Here is a 20537-nt window from a genome sequence, read left to right as displayed (position 1 = left end):
ATAAAGCCATTATCTTTTTCAGACAATGGCTTAATTCATCAAAAAAGTAAAATACAGAAACTAGACTCTGATACTTTCAACCTTGTGAACCAGATCTTCTAGCAGCTCAATACTCTTGTTGACTTCAACATTTGCATTTCTAACTTCATTAGAGAAGCTCTGAGAAATATCGGTAATGCCCTGCATATTGGCAGAAATCTCAGAGGTAGCAGTAGTCTGCTCTTCAGCTGCTGTAGCAATCTGAGTAATCTGAGAAGTTACCCCGCCTACCTGATCCATGATTGACTGCAATAGACTGTTAACGGTGGTAGTCTTCTCAGCAAGTTCATTCATACGATTCAGACTGGCTGTCATAGATTCATTTGCTGTATTGGCATCAGACTGAATCTGAGTAACCATCTTGGTAATTTCCTGAGTAGACTTGGAGGTACGGGAGGCCAGTGCACGAACTTCATCAGCAACAACAGCGAAGCCCTTACCGGCTTCACCTGCACGGGCAGCTTCAATTGCGGCATTAAGAGCCAGCAGATTGGTCTGAGAGGCAATATCGTCAATAGTGTTAACGATAGTACCAACATTATCAGCCTGCTCTACCAGAGCGTGGATATAGTCAGCATCACGACGTGAATTCTCCACCTGCATCTGAATGCCATTGATTGTATCTTCAACAGCAGCTACACCTTCAGCAGTAGTATTGTTAGCCTGCTTGGCATTGGACGCAGCGGTCTCACAGTTATTCGCAATATCACCGGTAGTTGAAACCATCTCATTTGAAGCTGCAGCCACAGTCAGAGAGCGATTCTCCGCTTCCTGAGCCTTGGTATTGATGTTATCGGTAATTCTGCTGATGTGCTGAACATTATCCTCAACATCTCTGGTGGTAGACTTGATTGAACCTACCAGGACTCTCCACTCTTCTCGCATCTTCTCAAGAGAAGATAAAAGATGACCAAACTCATCTCGTCTGGAGTGTTTAATCTCATGAGTAAGATTACCCTGAGCCATTTCCTCAGCTGCATTTACAGCCTTTGTTAGAATTGCCACAATACTGTTAGCAAACATCAGGGCAATTACAGCAGCAGCAATCACTGCAATAACAGACAGAACGATAGTAAAAATCAGCGGTCCTTCAGAATCATTCGCTGCCACTACATCCTTTGCCTGTTTAATCTGTCTTTCACCAATCTTATAGCTTAAAGACTGAACCACATCATAACAGGAGGATAAAACATCCTTATAAATTGACTCTGCCTTTTCCTGTTCTCCATTTCCTACAGCTGCCAGGAATAAAGGAATATTCTGAACATACCTTGCGGAATTAGCTTTAATATCATTGGTTTCTTTAGGATTATTGGTTCCGGCAAGCTGACCTGTAGCATCAAGCAGCTCACTGCCAAGATCAGTAAATTCCTTAGCCTTATCAGCTGTATAGGAGCCTGTATCTGCAGAAAACTCATAGGCGATATTATCAAGAGCAACAACAGCTTTAAAAACTCTATCGATTCGCTCATGACGGGTACCAAGGATAAAATTTACATCCTTAATTACCTTATTGTTATTAAGCTGAACAATAATACCGGTCACAGCAATTCCCAGAGTAAAGAGAATCACTGTAAAGAAGGCAATAATCAGTTTGGCTTTGACATTTAATTTACTAAACATAGTATGATCCTAAAAGCAGCAATTAAAACAGAAGCACACATTGTACTCTTTTAAGTTTAAATTAGTGTTTTGAAATTTCATTATTTTTTTTTAAATTATTTCAAAAACTCTATGAATAACCAAAAAAACGAAACCTGATTAACGTTATTGATGCCGAAAACAACTGAATACAGTTATAGAACAGCCAGCAAAATTATCAAATCTTTATCACAAAAAAATCCGTCACTCGTATCAGGAATCTTCAAACGAAGTGACGGATTTACAGAATTATTTTTGATTAGGAGCTACTTGGCTGCAGTCTTCTTAGAAGAAGCCTTCTTAGCAGCTGACTTCTTTGCAGTAGCCTTCTTGGCAGTAGCCTTCTCTGAGGACTTTTCAGAGCTCTTTGCTACAGTCTTCCTTGAGGTGGTCTTAGCAGCCTCCTGCTCTTCCCATACCCCCTTCTCCTCGTTGTAGAAAGCTACATACTTGGTCTGTTTTTCATCCTTGACAGAAACAATGTACTGTTTCTTAGTCTTACGACTGAAACGAACCTCGGTCTCATTACCGTCAGGATCATGGGCAGGAGCATCAGCAAGATAGTAGAACTTTGGAGAAATCTTATCTCTGTATTTCTTAAGTTCAACAATCTTTGGAGGACGGGTCTCTCGTACCTTAGGGAAATTGTGAGCGGCCAGGAAGATACCGGCGGCACCGTCTCTTAATACATAATGAGAACCAGCAGCCTTGCATGGAAGATCAGGTAAATCAACGGCATCCTCACGAGGTGGTGCAACCTGACCATTCTTTAAGATCTTTCTGGTATTTCCGCATTCCTTGTTGGTACATGCCATGTACTTACCAAAACGACCTTCCTTTAGGATCATGGTATGTCCACACTTCTCACAAGGGATCTCCGGACCTTTCTCTATCTCAGAGTCAAACTTGCCAGTCTCAAACAGATAACCGCCACAGTTAGGAGTTGAACACAGATGCAGCTTATGTGACTCGTCAATGATGTAGGTATCCATTACACTGTGACACTTAGGACAGCGAGGTCTTGAGCGCAGGATCTGAGCCTCTTCTTCCTCAGAGATATTTGAGGTGCTTAAGGCTGCCTGATCGATGGCTCTTAAGTTAAGAGTCTTGTGGCAGCGGTCTGTTGATTTAACATCCTTATCATAGTAGCCAAGACAGCTTAAGAACATACCGGTCTTTCCTGACTGTACAGCCATATGATACTTCTTGCATTCAGGACAGAGCATTTCCTTGATCTCAAGAGGAGAATTCTCTGGCATACCGCCTTCTGCAAAGGACTGATTTGCCTTTGAAAGTTCCCCTTCAAAATTCTTATAGAATTTGTCCAGACTCTGAATCCAGTCAAGATTACCCTCGGCAATCTCATCTAAGGAATCTTCCATGGAGGCGGTGAAATTCTTGTCCATCAGATCTTTAAAAGAGTATCTCAGACGGTCTGTTACAATCTCGCCCATTCTCTCGGCATAGAAACGACCGTGAGAAATGGTTACATAACCACGCTCCTGAATTGTGGAAATAATAGAGGCATAAGTTGATGGTCTGCCGATACCGTCCTTTTCAAGCTCCTTAACCAGTGAAGCTTCAGAGAAGCGTGATGGAGGCTGGGTGAAGTGCTGAGAAGGCAGAATTTCACAAACCTTAAGCTTTTCTCCTTCTACAAGCTCAGGCAGAATAACTTCCTCGTTCTTGTTGAAGTTATAGACTCGCTTGAATCCATCAAAGGTAATCTGTTTGCCTGAGGCCTTAAATCCATAGTCACCGGCACTCACACTGACGCTGGTGGTATTGTATTCCTGAGCGGTCATCTGAGAGGCAAGATATCTGGCTTTAATCAGTTCAAAAAGTCTCTGACCATCCTTATCAACAGAGGATGGAAGCGGATCCAGAGGATGAGATGGTCTGATAGCCTCATGAGCTTCCTGAGCTGACTCTTTAGACTTGTAGTAGTTAGGCTTTGGTGGAATATACTTATCACCGAAATTGCGGGACACAATATCTCTTGCGGCAGCAATAGCCTCATCTGACAGATTAACGCTGTCAGTACGCATATAGGTGATAAGACCCTGCTCATAAAGTCTCTGAGCCACAATCATAGTGCGTTTTACAGAGAAGCCCAATCGCTGATTGGCAACCTGCTGCAGAGTTGAAGTGGTAAATGGTGGCAGAGGTTTTTGTGAACCTTTCTTGGTTTCAATCTTATCAACAATAAAGTCTGACTTTGATAAGGCTGCAACTACTGCATCAGCCTCATCCTTGTTATGGATATCGAACTTATGACCACCCTTTGAATGCAGAGCTAGCTTTAATTCCTGATTGGCAGAGTTCTTTACTACAGAATCGATATTCCAGTATTCTTCAGGGATGAAGGCCTTGATTTCTCTTTCCTTATCCACAATAAGTTCTACGGCTACGGACTGAACACGACCGGCACTAAGACCTCTTGCAACCTTCTTCCACAGTAAAGGAGATACCATAAAGCCAACGACACGATCCAAAAATCTTCTGGTCTGCTGCGCATTAACCAGGTTCATATTTACTCGGCCAGGATTCTCAAAGGCTTTATGAATAGCTGCCTTGGTAATTTCAGGATACTTTACTCGCAGATACTTGTCGTCATCTCCGCCTAAAACTTCCTTTAAGTGCCATGCAATAGCCTCTCCCTCTCTATCCAAATCGGTTGCGAGGTAGACTTTATCAGCGTCCTTGGCAAGTTTTTTTAGTTCAGCTACAACCTTCTGCTTGTCAGGCATAATTGCATAATTTGCCTTCCAGCCATTCTTTGGATCAACGCCCATACTGCGGGCTAAAATCTCATCCTTAGTCAGCTTATGAGCCTTGTCAGTCTTTGTTTTGCTTTTGTCGCTCTTCTCGGTACTTGCAGCAGTGGCAAGGTCTCTAATATGACCGACACTGGCCTTTACAACATAATCATCACCTAAATAACGGTTAATAATTGTTGCCTTGGATGGTGACTCTACAATAACTAAAGACTTACCCATGTTTATTCTCGTAATTCTATTATCTGTAAGGGGTTGCATTATTAACGGACTGAGCTACTTCTTCCTTTACAGCTCTGGTCCAGGTTTTAGCACTAAAGAACTTTCCTAATAGATCTTTAAGTGACTTTTTCTCTTTTCGTTCTATGCTAATCTTTATAGCACAATCCTGTGTAAATTCTAGGCTATTTTGCAAGTATGCATCAAAAGTGTTTAATTCATCAACCAAGCCACGCTCTAAAGCATCCTTACCAAGCCAGAATTCACCGGTTGCGATCTCCTCGATATTAAGCTTAGGTCTGTACTTAGAAACAATCTCCTTAAAACGGAAATGAATTGCTTCCATTTCAGCCTTGAACTTAGCTCTGCCCTCTTCGGTATTCTCACCGAACATAGTAAGGGTTCGCTTGTACTTGCCGGCAGTAACCTGCTCATAATCAACATCGTGTTTCTTTAATACCTTGTTGAAATTAGGAATATTGGCCACGACTCCGATAGAACCGACATATGCAAAAGGTGCTGCTACAATCTTGTCGGCAACACAGCTCATCAGATAGCCACCTGAGGCTGCAACATTGTCAACACAGACTGTAAGGTGAATGCCTCTTTCCCTGATTCTTTCAAGAATTGAAGAACAGAAACCATAACCATTCACAACTCCGCCAGGAGAATCCAGATTTACAATTACCTCATCCTCAGCAGTTGCAATATCCAGAATAGCATTGACCTTCAGGCGCAGATCGTGAGACGCACTTGCATGTGTATCACCTTCAAAGTCTAGTACAAAAATCCTCTTAGGACAAAATCTGCCTTCATCCTTTGCTTTCTTAATCTTTTCTGCACGCTCTTTTTTATGAGCTTCTTCAGACTTATTCCTGTTCTTTGATTTCAGCTTAAGCTCTTTTTTCAGAGTTTTTTCATCTTTGTTAGCATCGAATCTTAATACGGCATCCTCAATACTGTCTTTACGTTCTTCTGCCTCTACCATAAGATCGGTGAACTTGAGTTTTTCCTTTTTCTCATCCATCTCGCCTTTGGCAGCCTTTACAGCCATCAGGACACAGACAAGCGCTATAACGATACAGACTGCGCCAAAGATAAATTTTCCTGCAAAAAGACCGAATTCAAACAAAAATTCCATAACAAAACCTTAAACGAAGTTACTTATCCTTAGAAACAAGTCTGATACCGTCATCGGTAATTTCAATCAGACGCTGTTTATACAGGGATCCGATTGCCTTTTTAAATTTTCCTTTAGACATGTGAAGATAGTCTTCAATATCCTGAGGGTCTGACTTGTCATTAAAGGCAATAAAACCATTTGAGTTATTCAGGATATGTAAAAGTGTCTTGGCTGCATGCTCAATACCGGAAAGACCTGGTTCCTGCAGAGAAACATCAAGTCTGCCGTCATCTCTTATCTTAGTGATGTAGGCATCAGTTCTTTTACCGATTCTGATTGGACTTTTTAGCTCATTCTTATAAATAAGACCATAAACAGAATCATTGATAACAGTTCTGAAGCCTAAAGGTGTATGAGATACAGCTACCGCTGTCACACGCTGACCAACCTTAAACTCACCTGGTTTACTGTTGTCGCGGATATATTTATTGAAACGCTGGGTACCAAAAAGTCTGCCCTGCTCATCAATAGTTACATAAATCAGCACGGACTGACCGACTTCAAAGGCAGAACGCTGCTCTGAAACAGGGACAACCAGTTCCTTAGGAATACCTAAGTCCATGTAAACAGTACCGCAGTCAATTGAGGTAACAGTAAGTCTGCCGCACATTCCGCACTCAAGATAAGGATGTCTTGCTGTTGCTAAAACTCTGCCGGAATCCTTATACAAAAAGACTCTTAAAAGATTCCCGATTTCAAGCTCATCCGGAAGCTGCTTGTTTGGGACAAACAGATCACCATAGGTACCGGCATCAACGAATGCGCCCTGATCGGTTATATCCACAACCCTAAGGTCAATCATATGACCTAAAACTGGAGTATCTTCCATTAAATTTTTTCCTAGTAAAGCTTTTGCAACAACAAGTCAAAAACAAATAATAATATAAGAAAAAAGCCACTCTTTTTTCAAGAATGGCTCTTGTATTTTTTACTAAATTTCCAAAAAATTAGATACGCTGGAAATCAATGTGTAAAATACGCTCTGAAACTGGGTGACGCTGGATGTCAACAGGCTTAACCTTGATTGACTCGCCATTTAGGCTGATTACAACTTCGTTGTAGAACTCATCCTTTAAAGCAGCGGTGATAACTTTCTTCTCATCTAAGCAGATTGAAAGTGCATCTTTGCCCTGGCCAATGATAATTGCTGGGGTCTTGAACTCACGACGTAGGCGGCGGCTCGCACCTCTTCCTAGGTCAGTACGTGAAGTAGCATCTAAAGTAATTGCCATTTTCATGTTTCCTATAAAAAAATTAAACAACGCTGTGTAATGCGACCATAAACACAGCGTGCGATATTATAAACTAAAAAGAAATTTTTTCAAATGTAAAATTAAAAATAATGTATTTACCGCCTACATTGCGTTAAGTTGCATCCACATGCATCCATTTAATAACAGCTTTGTCATCCGAACTTATAACTACAGCAATTCTGGTTAATTCTTTCAGAGGTAGAAGCGCTCCGTAACGCTTATCCTTAATCTGTTCAACTGCTTCTTCTAGCAGTTTATTTTCAGCGGCTTTGTTTTTTGCAAGCTTAATCTCAAAAACGTAACGTTTATCAGATAGTTCTACTACCAAATCAGCTCTGCCTTTTGCACTGATTACTTCTCTTTGAGCATTTATACCAGATAAGGTCAAAGTAAAATAAATGATATCTCTGCAGTAGTGTTCTGATTTGAAAGCCTCATGATCATCATAGCCAAAGGTATTGAGAGCAGCAGAGAAGGTCTTTATCAGTTTTTCATAATCTGATTTTTTTAAATTAGAAATAAGAGCAGAAGAGATATTCTGAATTGTTTTAGTTTCTACCGCATCTTTTCTAACAACTACATAATAAAGTTTAGTTAAGGCAGATTTAACCTCAAGATTAGGTGGTACCAGGAAAAGACTCTGTCCTCCAAGCTCATTTTCTTCAACTCTTAACGACAGATATCCTGACTGATATAGAATACTTAACGGAGTAACTGTAAAGTAATCATAGAAATTTGACAATTCATCAGATCCGATTTCTGTTTTCTGAATACTTTCCAATGGAACCTGCTGAATATTCTCAATATAGTTTGCAATCAGAGTTGGATAAGCACCACCAGTTTCATACCAGAAGTTTTTAAAGCCATTCTCTGGAGAGGATAAGAAATTAAGAACTGACCATGGATTATAAAGAGTATTTTCATTGCCGACATGGAATCTATAGCCGTCATAATGAGACTTTATCTGTGCGTAACACTCTTCTTTTGAGAGATTTAGAATGCTGGCTGCATTCTCAACATAAGCATCAAAATACTGATGCATATCAGCTTCAAACTTGGCTTCAAGCCCTAAATCTCTTAGATTATTAAGCTGAGAAAATACTGAGGTTTTAGCAAAACGGCCCACACCTGTAATAAAGATGAATCTCATATCTCCGGTTACAGCTTTAATTGCCCCAAAGAAGCCTTGTAGGTACTGTAGGTATGATTCAAATAAGACTTTGTTTCCAAGGGAATGAGTTAAAGGATAATCGTATTCATCAATTAAAAGGACATATTCAGATGGAGCCGCATCGACCAGAGTCTTTAAATTAAGGCCGGCGCTACGTTCTTTATAATCATCCGGAAAAATTACTCCGTCGCGTTTTGCAGTGTCAGCAAGAACATAAACAATCTGATTATTCAGTTCATTTTTATCCTCAAAAGAAAGTGAGGAAAAATCAATATGTATTACTTTATAGGTTCGGCCATTCTCTCTTTCATTCCAAAGCTTTTCCAGCTTAAGTTCCTTAAAAAACTCTGTACCATGAGAAAAAAGAGATTCAAGCGTAGAAACAAGCAGTGACTTTCCAAAGCGACGTGGTCTTGAAAGAAAATTGGCACCATCAAGATATGCAAATTCATAAATCAAATCTGTATGGTCTATATAAATCTGATTCTTTTTTCTAATATCTTCAAAACTATTCTTTGCTTTTGGTAATTTTGTGGAATCAACCATTTATATCTTCTCAAAATTTCCACTTTAATCGTTTATTACAACAAAATTTGCATTGCTTTCTATTTCAACGCTGAAAATGTAAGTAAGAGCTCCAAAACAATAGAGCCTCGTTGATATACCGAGGCTCACAAATGTGAATTAAGCAATAGACAGAATACTATGTCACGATTCTGAACGAGTAAACAATCAATTACGCAAACACAATGCCCAGAATATCCTTTTTGATATTCTTAATCTGAACAATCTCGCCGATAACGTCATCCAGTTTAGAACGGTCAATCTTTTCAGCCAGAATCAGAGCGTCAGCCTCTGAAATAGACTTCATATTCTGTGGCTTAACAATATTAAAGGCACTGATACCGTTTGCAGCCAGAGCATCCTTAATTACAGAGGTAACATTAACGATCTCAGACTCATTCAGTGTAGATACCACGGTAACGCTCTTTTTATCCTTGCACAGTACCTCTACAGATTCATTCAGCTTCTGTATTTCATCTGCACTGGCTTTACTGTATGAAGAATCGTGAACACAGGCCAGGGTCTTGAGATCATCAAACATCAGATTCTCAGGATCGTGAAGTCTGCCATCAAAAAGATAGACGCAGGTAAAGGCACCTAAAGCCAGGAACAGACCTACAGCCAGCCCACCAAAGGCAAAAATTGCGTATTTCTTGAGCTTAAGCTTATTCAGGCTAACACTAGTAACAGGTTCCTCGACTAACGCAACAGAGTTCAGTTCTTGCTTCTTGTTTTCAATCTCGATAAGAAGATCATTTACATGCTGACTCTCCTGCTCACGTAAAGCTTCAACATATGAAGACTTTACCTTTCCAAAGGAAATCTCGTTAGAATTGATATCGTACTCATTCTTTAAAAATGAGGTAAGCTCACTGTCGTACTGAGACAGAACCTTCTGAAGCTTATAGACATCCTCTTTACTGGTTGCCTTCAGAGAAATGATAAAAGAGATATCATCAATCTTGTTTAAGGTTACAAGTTCCTCAATCAGCTTATCTGAGGTTTCATCGGACAAACCAAGAGCTGAGGCAAATTCATTTTTGAACTTGTCGGTATATAAAAGAGTTCTTGCAAAACTGGTTAAAGAAGAGTCCTTAGCCTCAAGCTGAACAATCTCTGCCTCGGTATTTGCCGCTGATTTAGGTCTTCTAACAGGCTGAACCTGAGGAACTCCTGGAACATACTTGTTTTTGATAACCGGCTGCAGCTTGATGGAGTTTTTACCCCCCTTCTCGGAGGCCAGATAATAATGAACCGCCTCATAGCAGACCTGGTCAGAATTTAAAAGTACAGAATTTTCCATATAATTCTGCTGATCTTTTAACTCATTCTCCAGAACCTTAAGCTCAGAGCTGATATTTGCCTTTTCATAGGAGGCAAGTGTTTTCTGGACCTCATTGTTCTTCTGACGACTCTCCATCTCAGACAGGAACTGATTATAGCTTGCCTTCTTCTTTTCAACAGTGATGGTTCCGTTTGGCTGCTTTACATTTTTCTCGTAGGAAACCAGATTTGGCTCATCAGCAAAGGAGCGGCCCGATAACTCGACATCGTAGTATTTGTATGCAAGGCCAGCCAGACCGAACACAATTCCGATTAAAAGCAGTTTCTTACTTTTGGATAAAAGGTATTTAAAAAGTCTGACCAGATCGATTTCTACGTCTTCTTTGTACTGATTCATTATTATGTCCGTTATGTTTCTTAAATTAAAATAATAGGTGTAATTCTATCATACCAATAGAACATATTGTTGAACTAATCCTCTGGAGTAATCTTCGGATACATCGACATAGGGCGTAAGTCAATCTTGTCAGGATCGTAATTACGTCTTTCGTTGCAGTTCATATCCGAGATAGTCTCAATATCAGAATTGGTTATATCAAAATGATAAAGCTGACAGTTCTGTTCAATCTTGCTCTGAATTACAGCCTTAGGAATCGCTACAATACCTCTCTGGATACACCAGCGCAGCAGGATCTGAGAGGCTGAGGCATGATAATAGTTTCTCATGCCGATAAGCCTTGGATCATCCAAGATCAGACGGCCTTCACTTCCTAAAGGAGAATAGGCTTCCACGCAGATTTTTCTTTTGCGGCACCAGCCTAACAGTTCTTCTTCGGTATTGAGGGGATGGATTTCTGTCTGATTAACCTGAGGAATAACAGTAGCACCGTGTTCTTTCAGGCTCTCAATATGGTGAGGTTTAAAATTGGCAACGCCGATAGCTCTGCACAGACCTTCCTTCTGAAGATTTTCAAGCTCCAGGTATGCCTGCTCATAGCCTTTTTTAGGCCAGTGAATAAGATAAAGGTCAACATAATCAAGTCCGAGTCGCTCTAAGGAAGCCTTTAAAGCCGCACGTGGATTATCAAAATCGGTGATCCAGAGTTTGGTGGTAACAAAAATCTCATCACGACGGATACCTGAGTCTCTGATTGCCCTGCCCACAGCCTTTTCATTACAGTAGATTCTGGCGGTGTCAATAAGTCGGTAACCAGCCTCTAAGGCCCACTTTACAGCATTGTAGGCATCCTCGCCTTTTACCTTATAGGCTCTGAGACCTAATAGAGGCATCTTTACATCATTATTAAGATTAACCGTAGACTTGATTGTAAGTTCCATTAAAAACTCCTTAAGCCTCTTTCATTCTTTTAAATGCCTGCTCTAAAACCTCAGGACCGGCACCTAGCTCGTGCATATGACAGGAGAGATAATTTCTGAATCTTCTGGCGCCCTTGCAGCCATTGAACATATTAATAATGTGATTACCCAGATGATGCAGACGATTTCCTTCTGATACATATTTCTCAGAGAATTCTACAACCTTTTTAAAGCATTCATCACGAGATAATATCTGTGAACCATCATTATAGATTCTGCTGTCTACTGAAGCGAGAATATACGGATCATCCATACAGGCTCTGCCAAGCATCACCCCTTCAACCTTTGAGAGCATATCATTACACTCCTCAATGGTTTTGATTCCTCCATTTATGGTAATGGCAAGATCAGGGAAAAACTCTTTTAGAGCAAATACTCTTTCATAATCCAGAGGCGGAATGGTTCGGTTCTCCTTAGGAGACAGACCGTTAAGCCAGGCTTTTCTTGCATGAAGGATAATATGTCTGCAGCCTGTTTTATATACTGAATCCACAATCTTCTTTGTATATTCAAAATCATCCAGATCATCAACTCCGATTCTGGTTTTTACAGTTACAGGAACCTCTGAGGCATCCTGCATAGCCATAAGACAGTCGGTAATCACCTGTGGAGTCTTCATCAGAATAGCACCGAATGAACCTGACTGCACCTTGTCTGAAGGACAGCCGGCATTAAGATTGATGGCACTGTAGTTAAACTTTGAGGCAATTCTGCAGGCATCTGAGAGAACATTCGGATCAGAACCGCCTAACTGCAGAGTGCAGGGATTAATGGTATCCGCATCATGTTCTATAAGATATTCCTTGCCGTGAACAACAGCATTGGCGGCAATCATTTCGGTATAGAGCATTGCCTTTTTTGAAAATAGTCTGGCTATTCTGCGAAAGGTTGGAGTGGTTACATCAATCATCGGAGCTACAGAAAATCTGTCTGCAGCGGTAAATTTTGCAAATTCAGTCATACATAATCAAAAAACAAAAAACGTGGCATTATGATAGCATAGGCCACGTTCTTACAAAAATACTCTTCACTGAATCTGACTATTCGTCAGTAATCACAGCTGCAACTGACTTATCCAGATACTTTCGATCCAGAGCAGGAAGACCTGCGGTAATGGTTGCCACCAGATGCATCAGAGCCTTTGAATTATCCTCATCAGGTTTTGCCAGGAATTTACCGATAGCCTCACCGATCTGCTCCATCTGCTTAGGTTTCATACCGCGGGTAGTAGCTGGCAGGGTTGAGAATCTAACAGCATCAAACTTGATCTTAGGATCGGAGGTTAATACATTGGCAATTCTTACATGGATACCGATATCAGCTAAAAGTTCCTGAGCACCCTTAGAGCCGATGGCACAGAATCTGGTATCAACAATCACAAGATGAGAATTGGTTCCGTTACAGATAATCTTCATTCCCCCCTGCTCTAAGCCCTTGGCTAATGCCTTGGCATTGGAGACAACATCCTTGCAGTAGTTAATGAAGACATCTGTCTTCATCTCATGCAGTCTTGCAGCTAAGGCAGAAAGCTGAGGAGTGATAAGGCCGTGGTGACCGGCTAAAGTCTCTGAGCGGACAATAGCGGTTGCAAGTTCCTTCTTGCAGAGAATTGCTGCTGCCTGAGGGCCCTGCATAGCACCATGTGTTGACAGAGTAACCACATCAGAATACTTAACAGGAGATGGAAGAACCCCTGCTGCAGTAAGACCTGCAGTCTGTGACAGGTCACACCACAGATAGGCACCAACTTCCTTGGCAATCTTGGCAAACTTGGCAAAATCAATTGACAGAGGATAGTTTACAGGAGAAACAATAATCAGCTTTGGCTTGTTTTTCTTGGCAATAGCCTCAATCTCCTTCATATCGAAGGTCTGAGTCTCAGGATCAATACCAAAGTTTACAAACTGGAAAGCCAGATTCTCACTGTTACAGTGTTCTTTCTTACGTAAATCCAGAGACATAACCACATCACCACGGGTAGTCAGAGCCTTGAATACAACTCTTGATGCAGCCTCAATGGTTACGGTTTTTACTGTCGCGAACTCGGCTCCGAAAACATCACATAGTCTTTCGCAGGTCAGGGTTTCTAGAGTATTGCCCTTGCCGAGTACGATTGAATTAGAGGAATTGACAAGTACACTTCCCATAATTGCAGCACATACAGGTGAGGTGCTGTTTTCATCAGGAATGAATGATAAAGTTACATGCTGTCTTTCAATCTCTTTAACAAAATATGAATACAGACTGTCATCGAAGCTTTTAACAATTTTTAGTGACTTCATAAAACTTCCCTCTAATTATTTATATTTATCTTTTGGTAGGCAACGCCACATCTATATGCATGCATTTAAAAATTCTGAAAAAATCAGAAATAAAAAAACGGCTTAGTCTGTTTCACCTTCATAGCTAATTAAAAACTAAGAAACACAATGTATGTTGCGTCAGAAAATATTTTACGACATGTATTAGTATTTTTTGTGAGAAAGTCCAACATACTGATATTAAAAAATAAAATTTATTCTGCTTTTGTTATCTATGTCAAAAGAATTTAAACAAAAAATTCAAAAAGTTAAAACTTTTTTAAGGTTTACTCGTCAAAAATAATACGAAAGGTATGTAACCGATTAACACCTTTAAAATAAAGGGATCAGCAGATTTTTATAAGATATTAGAAAAAAAGCAGAAAAAAAATATAAAAGAGAAAAAATCCCGGATTCAATCAAAATAAAGGTGCGCGAGATCATACAAGTCCTTAGTAAATAGGGATAACTCTACATTTGTATGCTATTATATATAACTGATTATGATAAACGTTAAAATAACAAATAGAACCGCAGCAGAAGATTACATAGCAGTAGAAAAAGAGACAGGTGCCACCACACTTCCTGGTAAGCATATTTTCGCTATTTTCTCTGTTGGGATTATATCTGTTCTTTTAGCACTACCTTTCGGCTCCATCATTCCTGAAAGTGCCTCCCCTTTTACAGCTCTCTCCACCGGCAGAGAGGAACAGAACCGAGTTTACGAGCAGGAATATCTGAAGAATAACGAAGTCATCGCCGAAGCCAACGTTGAAATCTCCTCAACAGCAGGGTCTGAGGAAAACTATGACGATGATATCAATACCGAGGCTCTGATCGCTCAGGCCAGCCAGGCTGAAATCAAAAAAGAAAGAGAAGCAGCTCAGGCTGCTGCCACCGCAGAACCAGAACAGAGGGTCAAGTTCGTAGCAACTGACATTGAAAAGAATTCCAGCGAAAAAATTCTTGCAGACAAGAAAACCCAGACAGAAAAATATATCAGCAGTATTCTGGCGCCTAACAGAATTCCAGGAACCATTGCCCAGAGTGAAACAGAAAAGGTTTTCAACGGCAAATGGTATGAGCAGACCATCCGCAAGGGGGATTCTCTTTCTAAGATCTTCTCCTATCTGAATCTGAACAATGACGATCTTAAAAAGATTACCGCTGTTGCCAGAGACAGTGATCTGAATCTGTCTGTAGGTCAGAAGATTCAGTTCCTGATTGCCGAGGACAACTCGGTTCAGGAAATTGCCATTCCTCTATCCGGCAACAAACAGGTTCGCTTCTCTAGAGATATTGAAAAGAACACCTACACTGTTGCCCGTGAACGCCGCTTTGCCCAGTTCTCAGATTTAAAGAGCCGCGGTATGGACAGCGCCACTCTGATGCCATCCTTCATCGAGGCAGAAAAAGAGCGTAATAAAAAGAGACTTGAACAGGAAGCTCTACTGTCACAGAAACAAAAGGAAGAGCTTGAAAAAGCACGTCTGAAGCGTGAACAGCTTGCCGCACAGAAAAAACAGGATGCCCTGCTGGCTGCCGCAGAAAAGGAAAAGTCCAAATCTATCTACAAGGGTAAGACCAGACCTCGTCTAATCATCGGTTCAATCGGTGAAAAGGAGAGCTTTGACAAGGCAGCTGCCCGTTACGGTCTGACCCATTCTGAAATTGTTACCATCAAAAATCAGTATGTAGGCAGAATCAATTTCAATAAACTTTCTGCAGGAGATTCTTTCAGAATTCTCTTCAATGGAATCGGTCAGGGCTCAAGTATGACCGCAATTTCCATGAATACCAAGATGTTCGGTCAGATCAATTTATACCGTCATCAGCTGAACCATATTTTCTACGAGGAGAACGGATACAATCCTTCAACAGGAGCTTTCAGAAGATTCCCTATCATGGGACAGATCAAGGTAAGTTCACCTTTCAATCTGAGACGTTTCCATCCTATAAGACAGGTTATCCGTCCTCACTACGGTGTTGATTTCAAGGTTAATATCGGTACACCTATCTATGCTCCGGCAGATGGTGTGGTTACCTACGCAAAATACATGCGTGGTGGCGGTTACTCGATTATTATCAACCACAAAGGCGGTTACTCAACAGTTTATATGCACCTATCCAAGTTTGACGTTCAGCAGGGAGATCATGTGCATATAGGACAGATTATTGCCAAGTCAGGAAATACAGGTAATTCCACTGGTGCACATCTTCATTATGAGGTTCATGTCAACGGACGTCCTGTTGACCCTCTGAAAGTAGATCTTCCTTCCGGAAGTCCTGCTACAGCTCAAAGATTGAAAGAAGCATTTAAAAATAATGTTTACATCTTGAAGACAGAGCTGTATAAAAATAAATTAGCAGAAGTGAAATAACTTAGAAGATATACAGAAATAAACTAAGGATAACCTGTGCTTACTGAAAAAGAGTTTAGCGAAGAGGCATTAGCTGTCCTCAAATGGCTTATTGCCATTCCAAGCATCACCAGAACCTCTGGTGATGAGATCATGAGTCATACCATATACAATACCGTATCTGAATTCACCTATTTCAAGAATAATCCAGAGTATTTAAGCTACATCACTCATGACGATCAGAAAAATCATTCCTTTACAGCCTTTGTAAGACGAGATCAGCTTACCAGAGAAACTCTGGTGGTTTTATGTAATACCGATACCTCCTCAAATGAGGTCTACGGTACCTTAAAAACATTTGCCTTCAAATCAGACGAATTAAAGGAGAAACTCAAAAACTCCTCTCTGACAGAAGCTCAGCTTGCTGAACTTGAAAATGAGAATAACATCTACGGACTAGGTTCCTTTGAGAACAAGGCTCCTATTGCAGGCATGCTGATCCTTCTGAAATACTACTCAGAAAGGCTGTGGGAACTGCCTATCAATCTGCTGTTCGTATGCAACAGTGAATCACTGAACGGCAATGAAGGAATAAGAACCTGTCTTCCTTATATTCATACGCTTATTAATGAGCAGAATATTGAACTGACTTTAGGCATTTCCTTCAAACCAGAATCCACAGAAATTCCGGATGACACCATTAATGTGTACACTGCCAATATGGGTAAGGTAGAAGCAGGCTTCTACATCTTTGGTGAAGGTACAGATACTGAAAGACCATACAAGGGATTCTCTCCAACCCTGATTGCCTCAAAGATTATTGATGAAATTGAGATCAATCCAGTTATCACCAAGGATTTATCCAAGAGAGCTATTGCCCCAACCTTTAATTATCTGCACACTTACAATAACCGTTCACCAAATACTCCGGATGCTGTTCATTTAAGTTTCACCTTCCCTTTTATCAACCTGAATATTCTCGATTTGCTTGAGAATCTGAAACAGGTAGCCGCCAGTGCCATTGAAAAATCAGCTCTGCTTATGGAAGAGAGAGAACTGCTTTACTGCAAGATTAACGATGAAGAGCATACTATTCCGGTTAAGGAAGCAGAAGTACTGTCCTTTGCAGACTTTTTCTACAGAGCAGCGCTTCACTATAAAGGAAATCTTAAGTCAGCCATTGAAGGTCTGATTCAGAAGTGTGCCAATGAGGAGCTTGGAGTTCAGGATATTCTTAAGAATATCATCGAACGTCTCAATGAGCTGGCCCGTCTTCCTAGACCATCTGTAGTGATTTTCTTTGGTAATGACTTTATTCCTCAGCAGCAGTTGAGACGTAACAATGCTCTGGACAGAGAAATCTTCATCAAAATCAACAAGGCTGTTGAAGAGTTCAATAAAAAGCATGACCATCAGATCAATATCGAAAATGAGTGCCCTGCCAATGACAACTGCTTTATCAGACCAGTTGGAATTGATGTTGCTCTAAAGGCTTTAAAAGATGAATGTCCAATGCCTATCTCAACCTTCTATAACCTCAACGCTCCTGGAATTACCTTTACCTATAAGGGCGGTGATCTGTACAAAGCTACAGAACACGTAAACCGAGAGTTCTTCGACGATATGCTTGGCTTCATGCATCGTCTGATGATGGAGATAAGTCCAGAGGAGAAGAACGACAAGGACAGCAAGACCCAGGATGAAGCGCTTGAAGTTCTTAACGTCTCTGAAAAGGTTATTGAAGAGAAAAAAGAAGATAAGGATATTAAAGATCCGGCCTCCAAAAAAGAGGATGCCGATAAAAACAGCAGTACAGACCACTGATCAATCCCCATGGCTGAAGGGGTCTTCCGGCGGCAAAGATAATAATATTCTTAGAAACTGTTTTTTTTCGACAGTTAACTGAATTCTGTTCTTAACGAGGCTCAGAGAAGTTCCGTGAACATATACTATTCACGGACTTTCAGTTATATTGTCCACGTGACAAAGACTTTAATAACAGCTAAACACGAAGATCTTTTACCTCTGCTAAAAGTTCGTTGATAAGATTTACAGACTCAGAAACACGCTGTTTTGCCTCATCAACATGATAGTTCTGGTCTTTTGCCATTTCAGTAATACTCTCCATGTTTGATGATATTTCAGCAGTTGCTGTAGTCTGTTGCTCAGCTGCGGTAGCAATCTGTTTAATCTGCGAGTTAACGCTGGAAACAAGTTCCGAAATTGAATTCAACAATCCAGATACTCCGGAGGTTTTGAGTGCAAGCTCATTCATAGTTTCCAAAGATGAGTTCATAGACTCATTTGCATGATTTGCATCAGCCTGAATCTGTGAAACCATATCAATAATATCTTTGGTTGACTTACTTGTTCTTGAGGCTAGAGAACGAACCTCATCAGCAACAACCGCAAAACCTTTTCCTGCTTCACCGGCACGAGCGGCTTCTATGGCTGCATTTAATGCCAGAAGATTTGTCTGTGAAGCAATATCTTCAATAGTCTGCACAATGGTTCCAATCTTCTGTGACTGCTCAACTAGAGCCTGAATCTGTAGTGCATCAGACTTTGATCGGTCAACCTGTTCATGAATAGAGACAATTGTAGCTTCAACGGCAGAAACACCTTCTCTAGTAGTAACATTTGATCTATCTGCCGATCCTGCAGCTGTCATACAGTTTTTTGCAATATCACCTGTTGTAGATACCATCTCATCAGATGCTGCTGCAACAGTAAGAGCTCTATTCTGAGTGTTTTGAGCAGAGTCGGTAATTCTATTGGTTACATCGGTGATAGCTGTTATTTTTTCTTCGATTAGAAAAGCCTTGTCTTTGATATGACCTACCAGAGAATTCATCTGCAGACGCATATTTTCAATTCTTCGAAGCAGGGTTCCAAACTCATCCTTTCTTGAAGAATTTGTCACATGAGTCAAATCACCACTCGCAATTTTATCTGCAGCTCCAACTGCCTGTTTAAGAACAGCAACGATACTTTTTGAAAACAGAAAAGCGATGCATATTGCAATAAGTACGGCTGATACAGAAATCACCAGAATAATAAGAATTGGAGTTGTACTTGCAATTGTATCGACACGGCCCCTTGTCTGCTCAATCTGATGCTTGGTTATAGCAAGCGCATGATGTTTTACACTCTCGCCTACGCCAAACAGATTCTTTTCATATACAATGGGAGCCATCGGTGCATTTATTCCTTTCAGTGTAGGAAGAAACTCTTCATTGACTTCTTTAATGTATTTGTTAACTCCCTCAACAATAAGATCAACGTCATTTCTATTGTTGGTATCTGTTCTATCAACAAAATCAGCATTTTCTTTCAGAATATCCATTCTTTCTCCCTGAAGTTCAAAACATACAGCCTCAACATCAAGCATAGAGTAGTAAATTTTACTTACTGCCTCGTATCTTGTTCCTAGAATGAAATGAACATACTTAATAACATCATTCGTTTTAAACAGTTGAATCAGAGAAATTGCAGAAATAATAACCGTAAGAATTATTATTGAAAAAAATGCCGAAACAAGTTTTCCTCGTACAGACATGTTACTAACCATAGACATACTAATGTTCCTCATGTTGTGATTGTTCGTTTGCCTTACAGAGGCAATTATTTTGTGAATTAAATTTTTTATAAAGTTCTATTTCATCGGTAATAACGTATGGAGCTATATCCTCAAAACTTTCAAAACAGATATTACCTATATCTCCATCAAAGCCCATTTCCGAAATATGATGAATACAAGTTTTCTGAAGGATTAAGCTAGGATTCAGGTTTGTCATATGCTCTGTGAGGAGGTCTAGACTATGATATTTTGAACTTAAGTTATTAGATAAAAGACTTATATCTTCAACAAATTTTTCGAGTGGAACAAAATACGAAGTTCTATCAATTCGGATACGATATTGCTGATACATATTTTCCGGAATACTTTTCAGAATATCGGTGTAGGTAATAACGTTCATTTTTTCCTATTGTAGTCAGGAGCTACAGACCTCAAATATGTCATGACCAACAGTCTTGATCAAAATTTTCTAAACTACACTGCCTTACATTTGACAGTATTTTACAAGATATTCTAATCACAGGCAGACAGTATATCTTTGTGATAATACAGAAAATCAAACAATTTAAAAGTAATTTTATAATTTAAACCAATACTGTATTTTTTCAATAAAAATTAAGATTATATTTGTAAGATCTAAACTTACAGTAGAATATCCTTTCAACAAAAAGTGAATCTACACCATATTTTTTGACCACCTCCTCTTGCTAAAGCAAGAGGATTCCTACTGCTGACATTACTGTTCAGCTTCGGTGGGTTCACAGTGCTGACGCCTTTTGGAGTTCACTT

The 20537-nt window shown here is 40.2% G+C and carries 14 protein-coding genes; 2 read left to right on the top strand and 12 right to left on the bottom strand.

What is annotated here, in order from left to right:
* Positions 1 to 60 precede the first annotated feature (60 nt).
* The 10 genes from QZU45_RS06865 to QZU45_RS06820 form a co-directional block, all read right to left on the bottom strand.
* Complete coding sequence (locus tag QZU45_RS06865) at positions 61 to 1662, bottom strand: methyl-accepting chemotaxis protein (RefSeq protein ID WP_295353351.1); 1602 nt, start codon at positions 1660 to 1662, stop codon at positions 61 to 63.
* 284 nt (positions 1663 to 1946) lie between these two features.
* Positions 1947 to 4679 (bottom strand): type I DNA topoisomerase, encoded by a 2733-nt coding sequence (gene topA / locus QZU45_RS06860; RefSeq protein ID WP_295353349.1) that lies wholly within the window; start codon positions 4677 to 4679, stop codon positions 1947 to 1949.
* Positions 4680 to 4698: 19 nt separating this feature from the next.
* On the bottom strand, positions 4699 to 5817 hold the full coding sequence (gene sohB, locus QZU45_RS06855; RefSeq protein WP_295353347.1) for a protease SohB: 1119 nt from the start codon (positions 5815 to 5817) through the stop codon (positions 4699 to 4701).
* Between the two features lie 19 nt (positions 5818 to 5836).
* A complete protein-coding gene (locus tag QZU45_RS06850) occupies positions 5837 to 6688 on the bottom strand; it encodes a S1-like domain-containing RNA-binding protein (RefSeq protein WP_074841055.1) in 852 nt (283 codons plus the stop codon).
* A gap of 118 nt (positions 6689 to 6806) precedes the next feature.
* On the bottom strand, positions 6807 to 7091 hold the full coding sequence (gene rplY, locus QZU45_RS06845; protein ID WP_074841054.1) for a 50S ribosomal protein L25: 285 nt from the start codon (positions 7089 to 7091) through the stop codon (positions 6807 to 6809).
* Between the two features lie 133 nt (positions 7092 to 7224).
* Complete coding sequence (locus tag QZU45_RS06840) at positions 7225 to 8829, bottom strand: AAA family ATPase (RefSeq protein WP_295353343.1); 1605 nt, start codon at positions 8827 to 8829, stop codon at positions 7225 to 7227.
* A 190-nt stretch (positions 8830 to 9019) separates the two neighbouring features.
* Entirely contained in the window at positions 9020 to 10528 is a 1509-nt protein-coding gene (locus QZU45_RS06835; RefSeq protein ID WP_295353339.1) for a hypothetical protein, read from the bottom strand.
* A gap of 74 nt (positions 10529 to 10602) precedes the next feature.
* Positions 10603 to 11469: an aldo/keto reductase gene (locus QZU45_RS06830; protein WP_295353336.1), complete on the bottom strand. Its 867-nt coding sequence runs from the start codon at positions 11467 to 11469 to the stop codon at positions 10603 to 10605.
* Positions 11470 to 11479: 10 nt separating this feature from the next.
* A complete protein-coding gene (gene dusA, locus QZU45_RS06825) occupies positions 11480 to 12469 on the bottom strand; it encodes a tRNA dihydrouridine(20/20a) synthase DusA (protein WP_295353333.1) in 990 nt (329 codons plus the stop codon).
* Positions 12470 to 12548: 79 nt separating this feature from the next.
* Positions 12549 to 13790, bottom strand: a complete 1242-nt coding sequence (locus QZU45_RS06820) for a hypothetical protein (protein WP_295353330.1) — start codon at positions 13788 to 13790, stop codon at positions 12549 to 12551.
* Positions 13791 to 14311: 521 nt separating this feature from the next.
* Here QZU45_RS06820 and QZU45_RS06815 point away from each other — a divergent pair.
* Both QZU45_RS06815 and QZU45_RS06810 read left to right on the top strand, forming a co-directional pair.
* Entirely contained in the window at positions 14312 to 16189 is a 1878-nt protein-coding gene (locus QZU45_RS06815) for a peptidoglycan DD-metalloendopeptidase family protein (RefSeq protein WP_295353327.1), read from the top strand.
* A gap of 36 nt (positions 16190 to 16225) precedes the next feature.
* Positions 16226 to 17992 carry a hypothetical protein gene (locus QZU45_RS06810; protein WP_295353324.1) on the top strand — a complete coding sequence of 589 codons (1767 nt, stop codon included), beginning with the start codon at positions 16226 to 16228 and terminating at the stop codon, positions 17990 to 17992.
* Positions 17993 to 18170: 178 nt separating this feature from the next.
* On the opposite strand, the gene QZU45_RS06805 is transcribed toward QZU45_RS06810, so the two are convergent.
* Both QZU45_RS06805 and QZU45_RS06800 read right to left on the bottom strand, forming a co-directional pair.
* Entirely contained in the window at positions 18171 to 19745 is a 1575-nt protein-coding gene (locus QZU45_RS06805) for a methyl-accepting chemotaxis protein (RefSeq protein WP_295353321.1), read from the bottom strand.
* Position 19746: 1 nt separating this feature from the next.
* Complete coding sequence (locus QZU45_RS06800; protein ID WP_295353318.1) at positions 19747 to 20148, bottom strand: hypothetical protein; 402 nt, start codon at positions 20146 to 20148, stop codon at positions 19747 to 19749.
* Positions 20149 to 20537: the final 389 nt, after the last annotated feature.

It is taken from the genome of uncultured Succinivibrio sp., from assembly GCF_902756765.1.
Lineage (GTDB): Bacteria > Pseudomonadota > Gammaproteobacteria > Enterobacterales > Succinivibrionaceae > Succinivibrio.
Note: the sequence above shows the minus strand (reverse complement) of the source record. Positions and strands in the feature narration are given on the sequence as shown.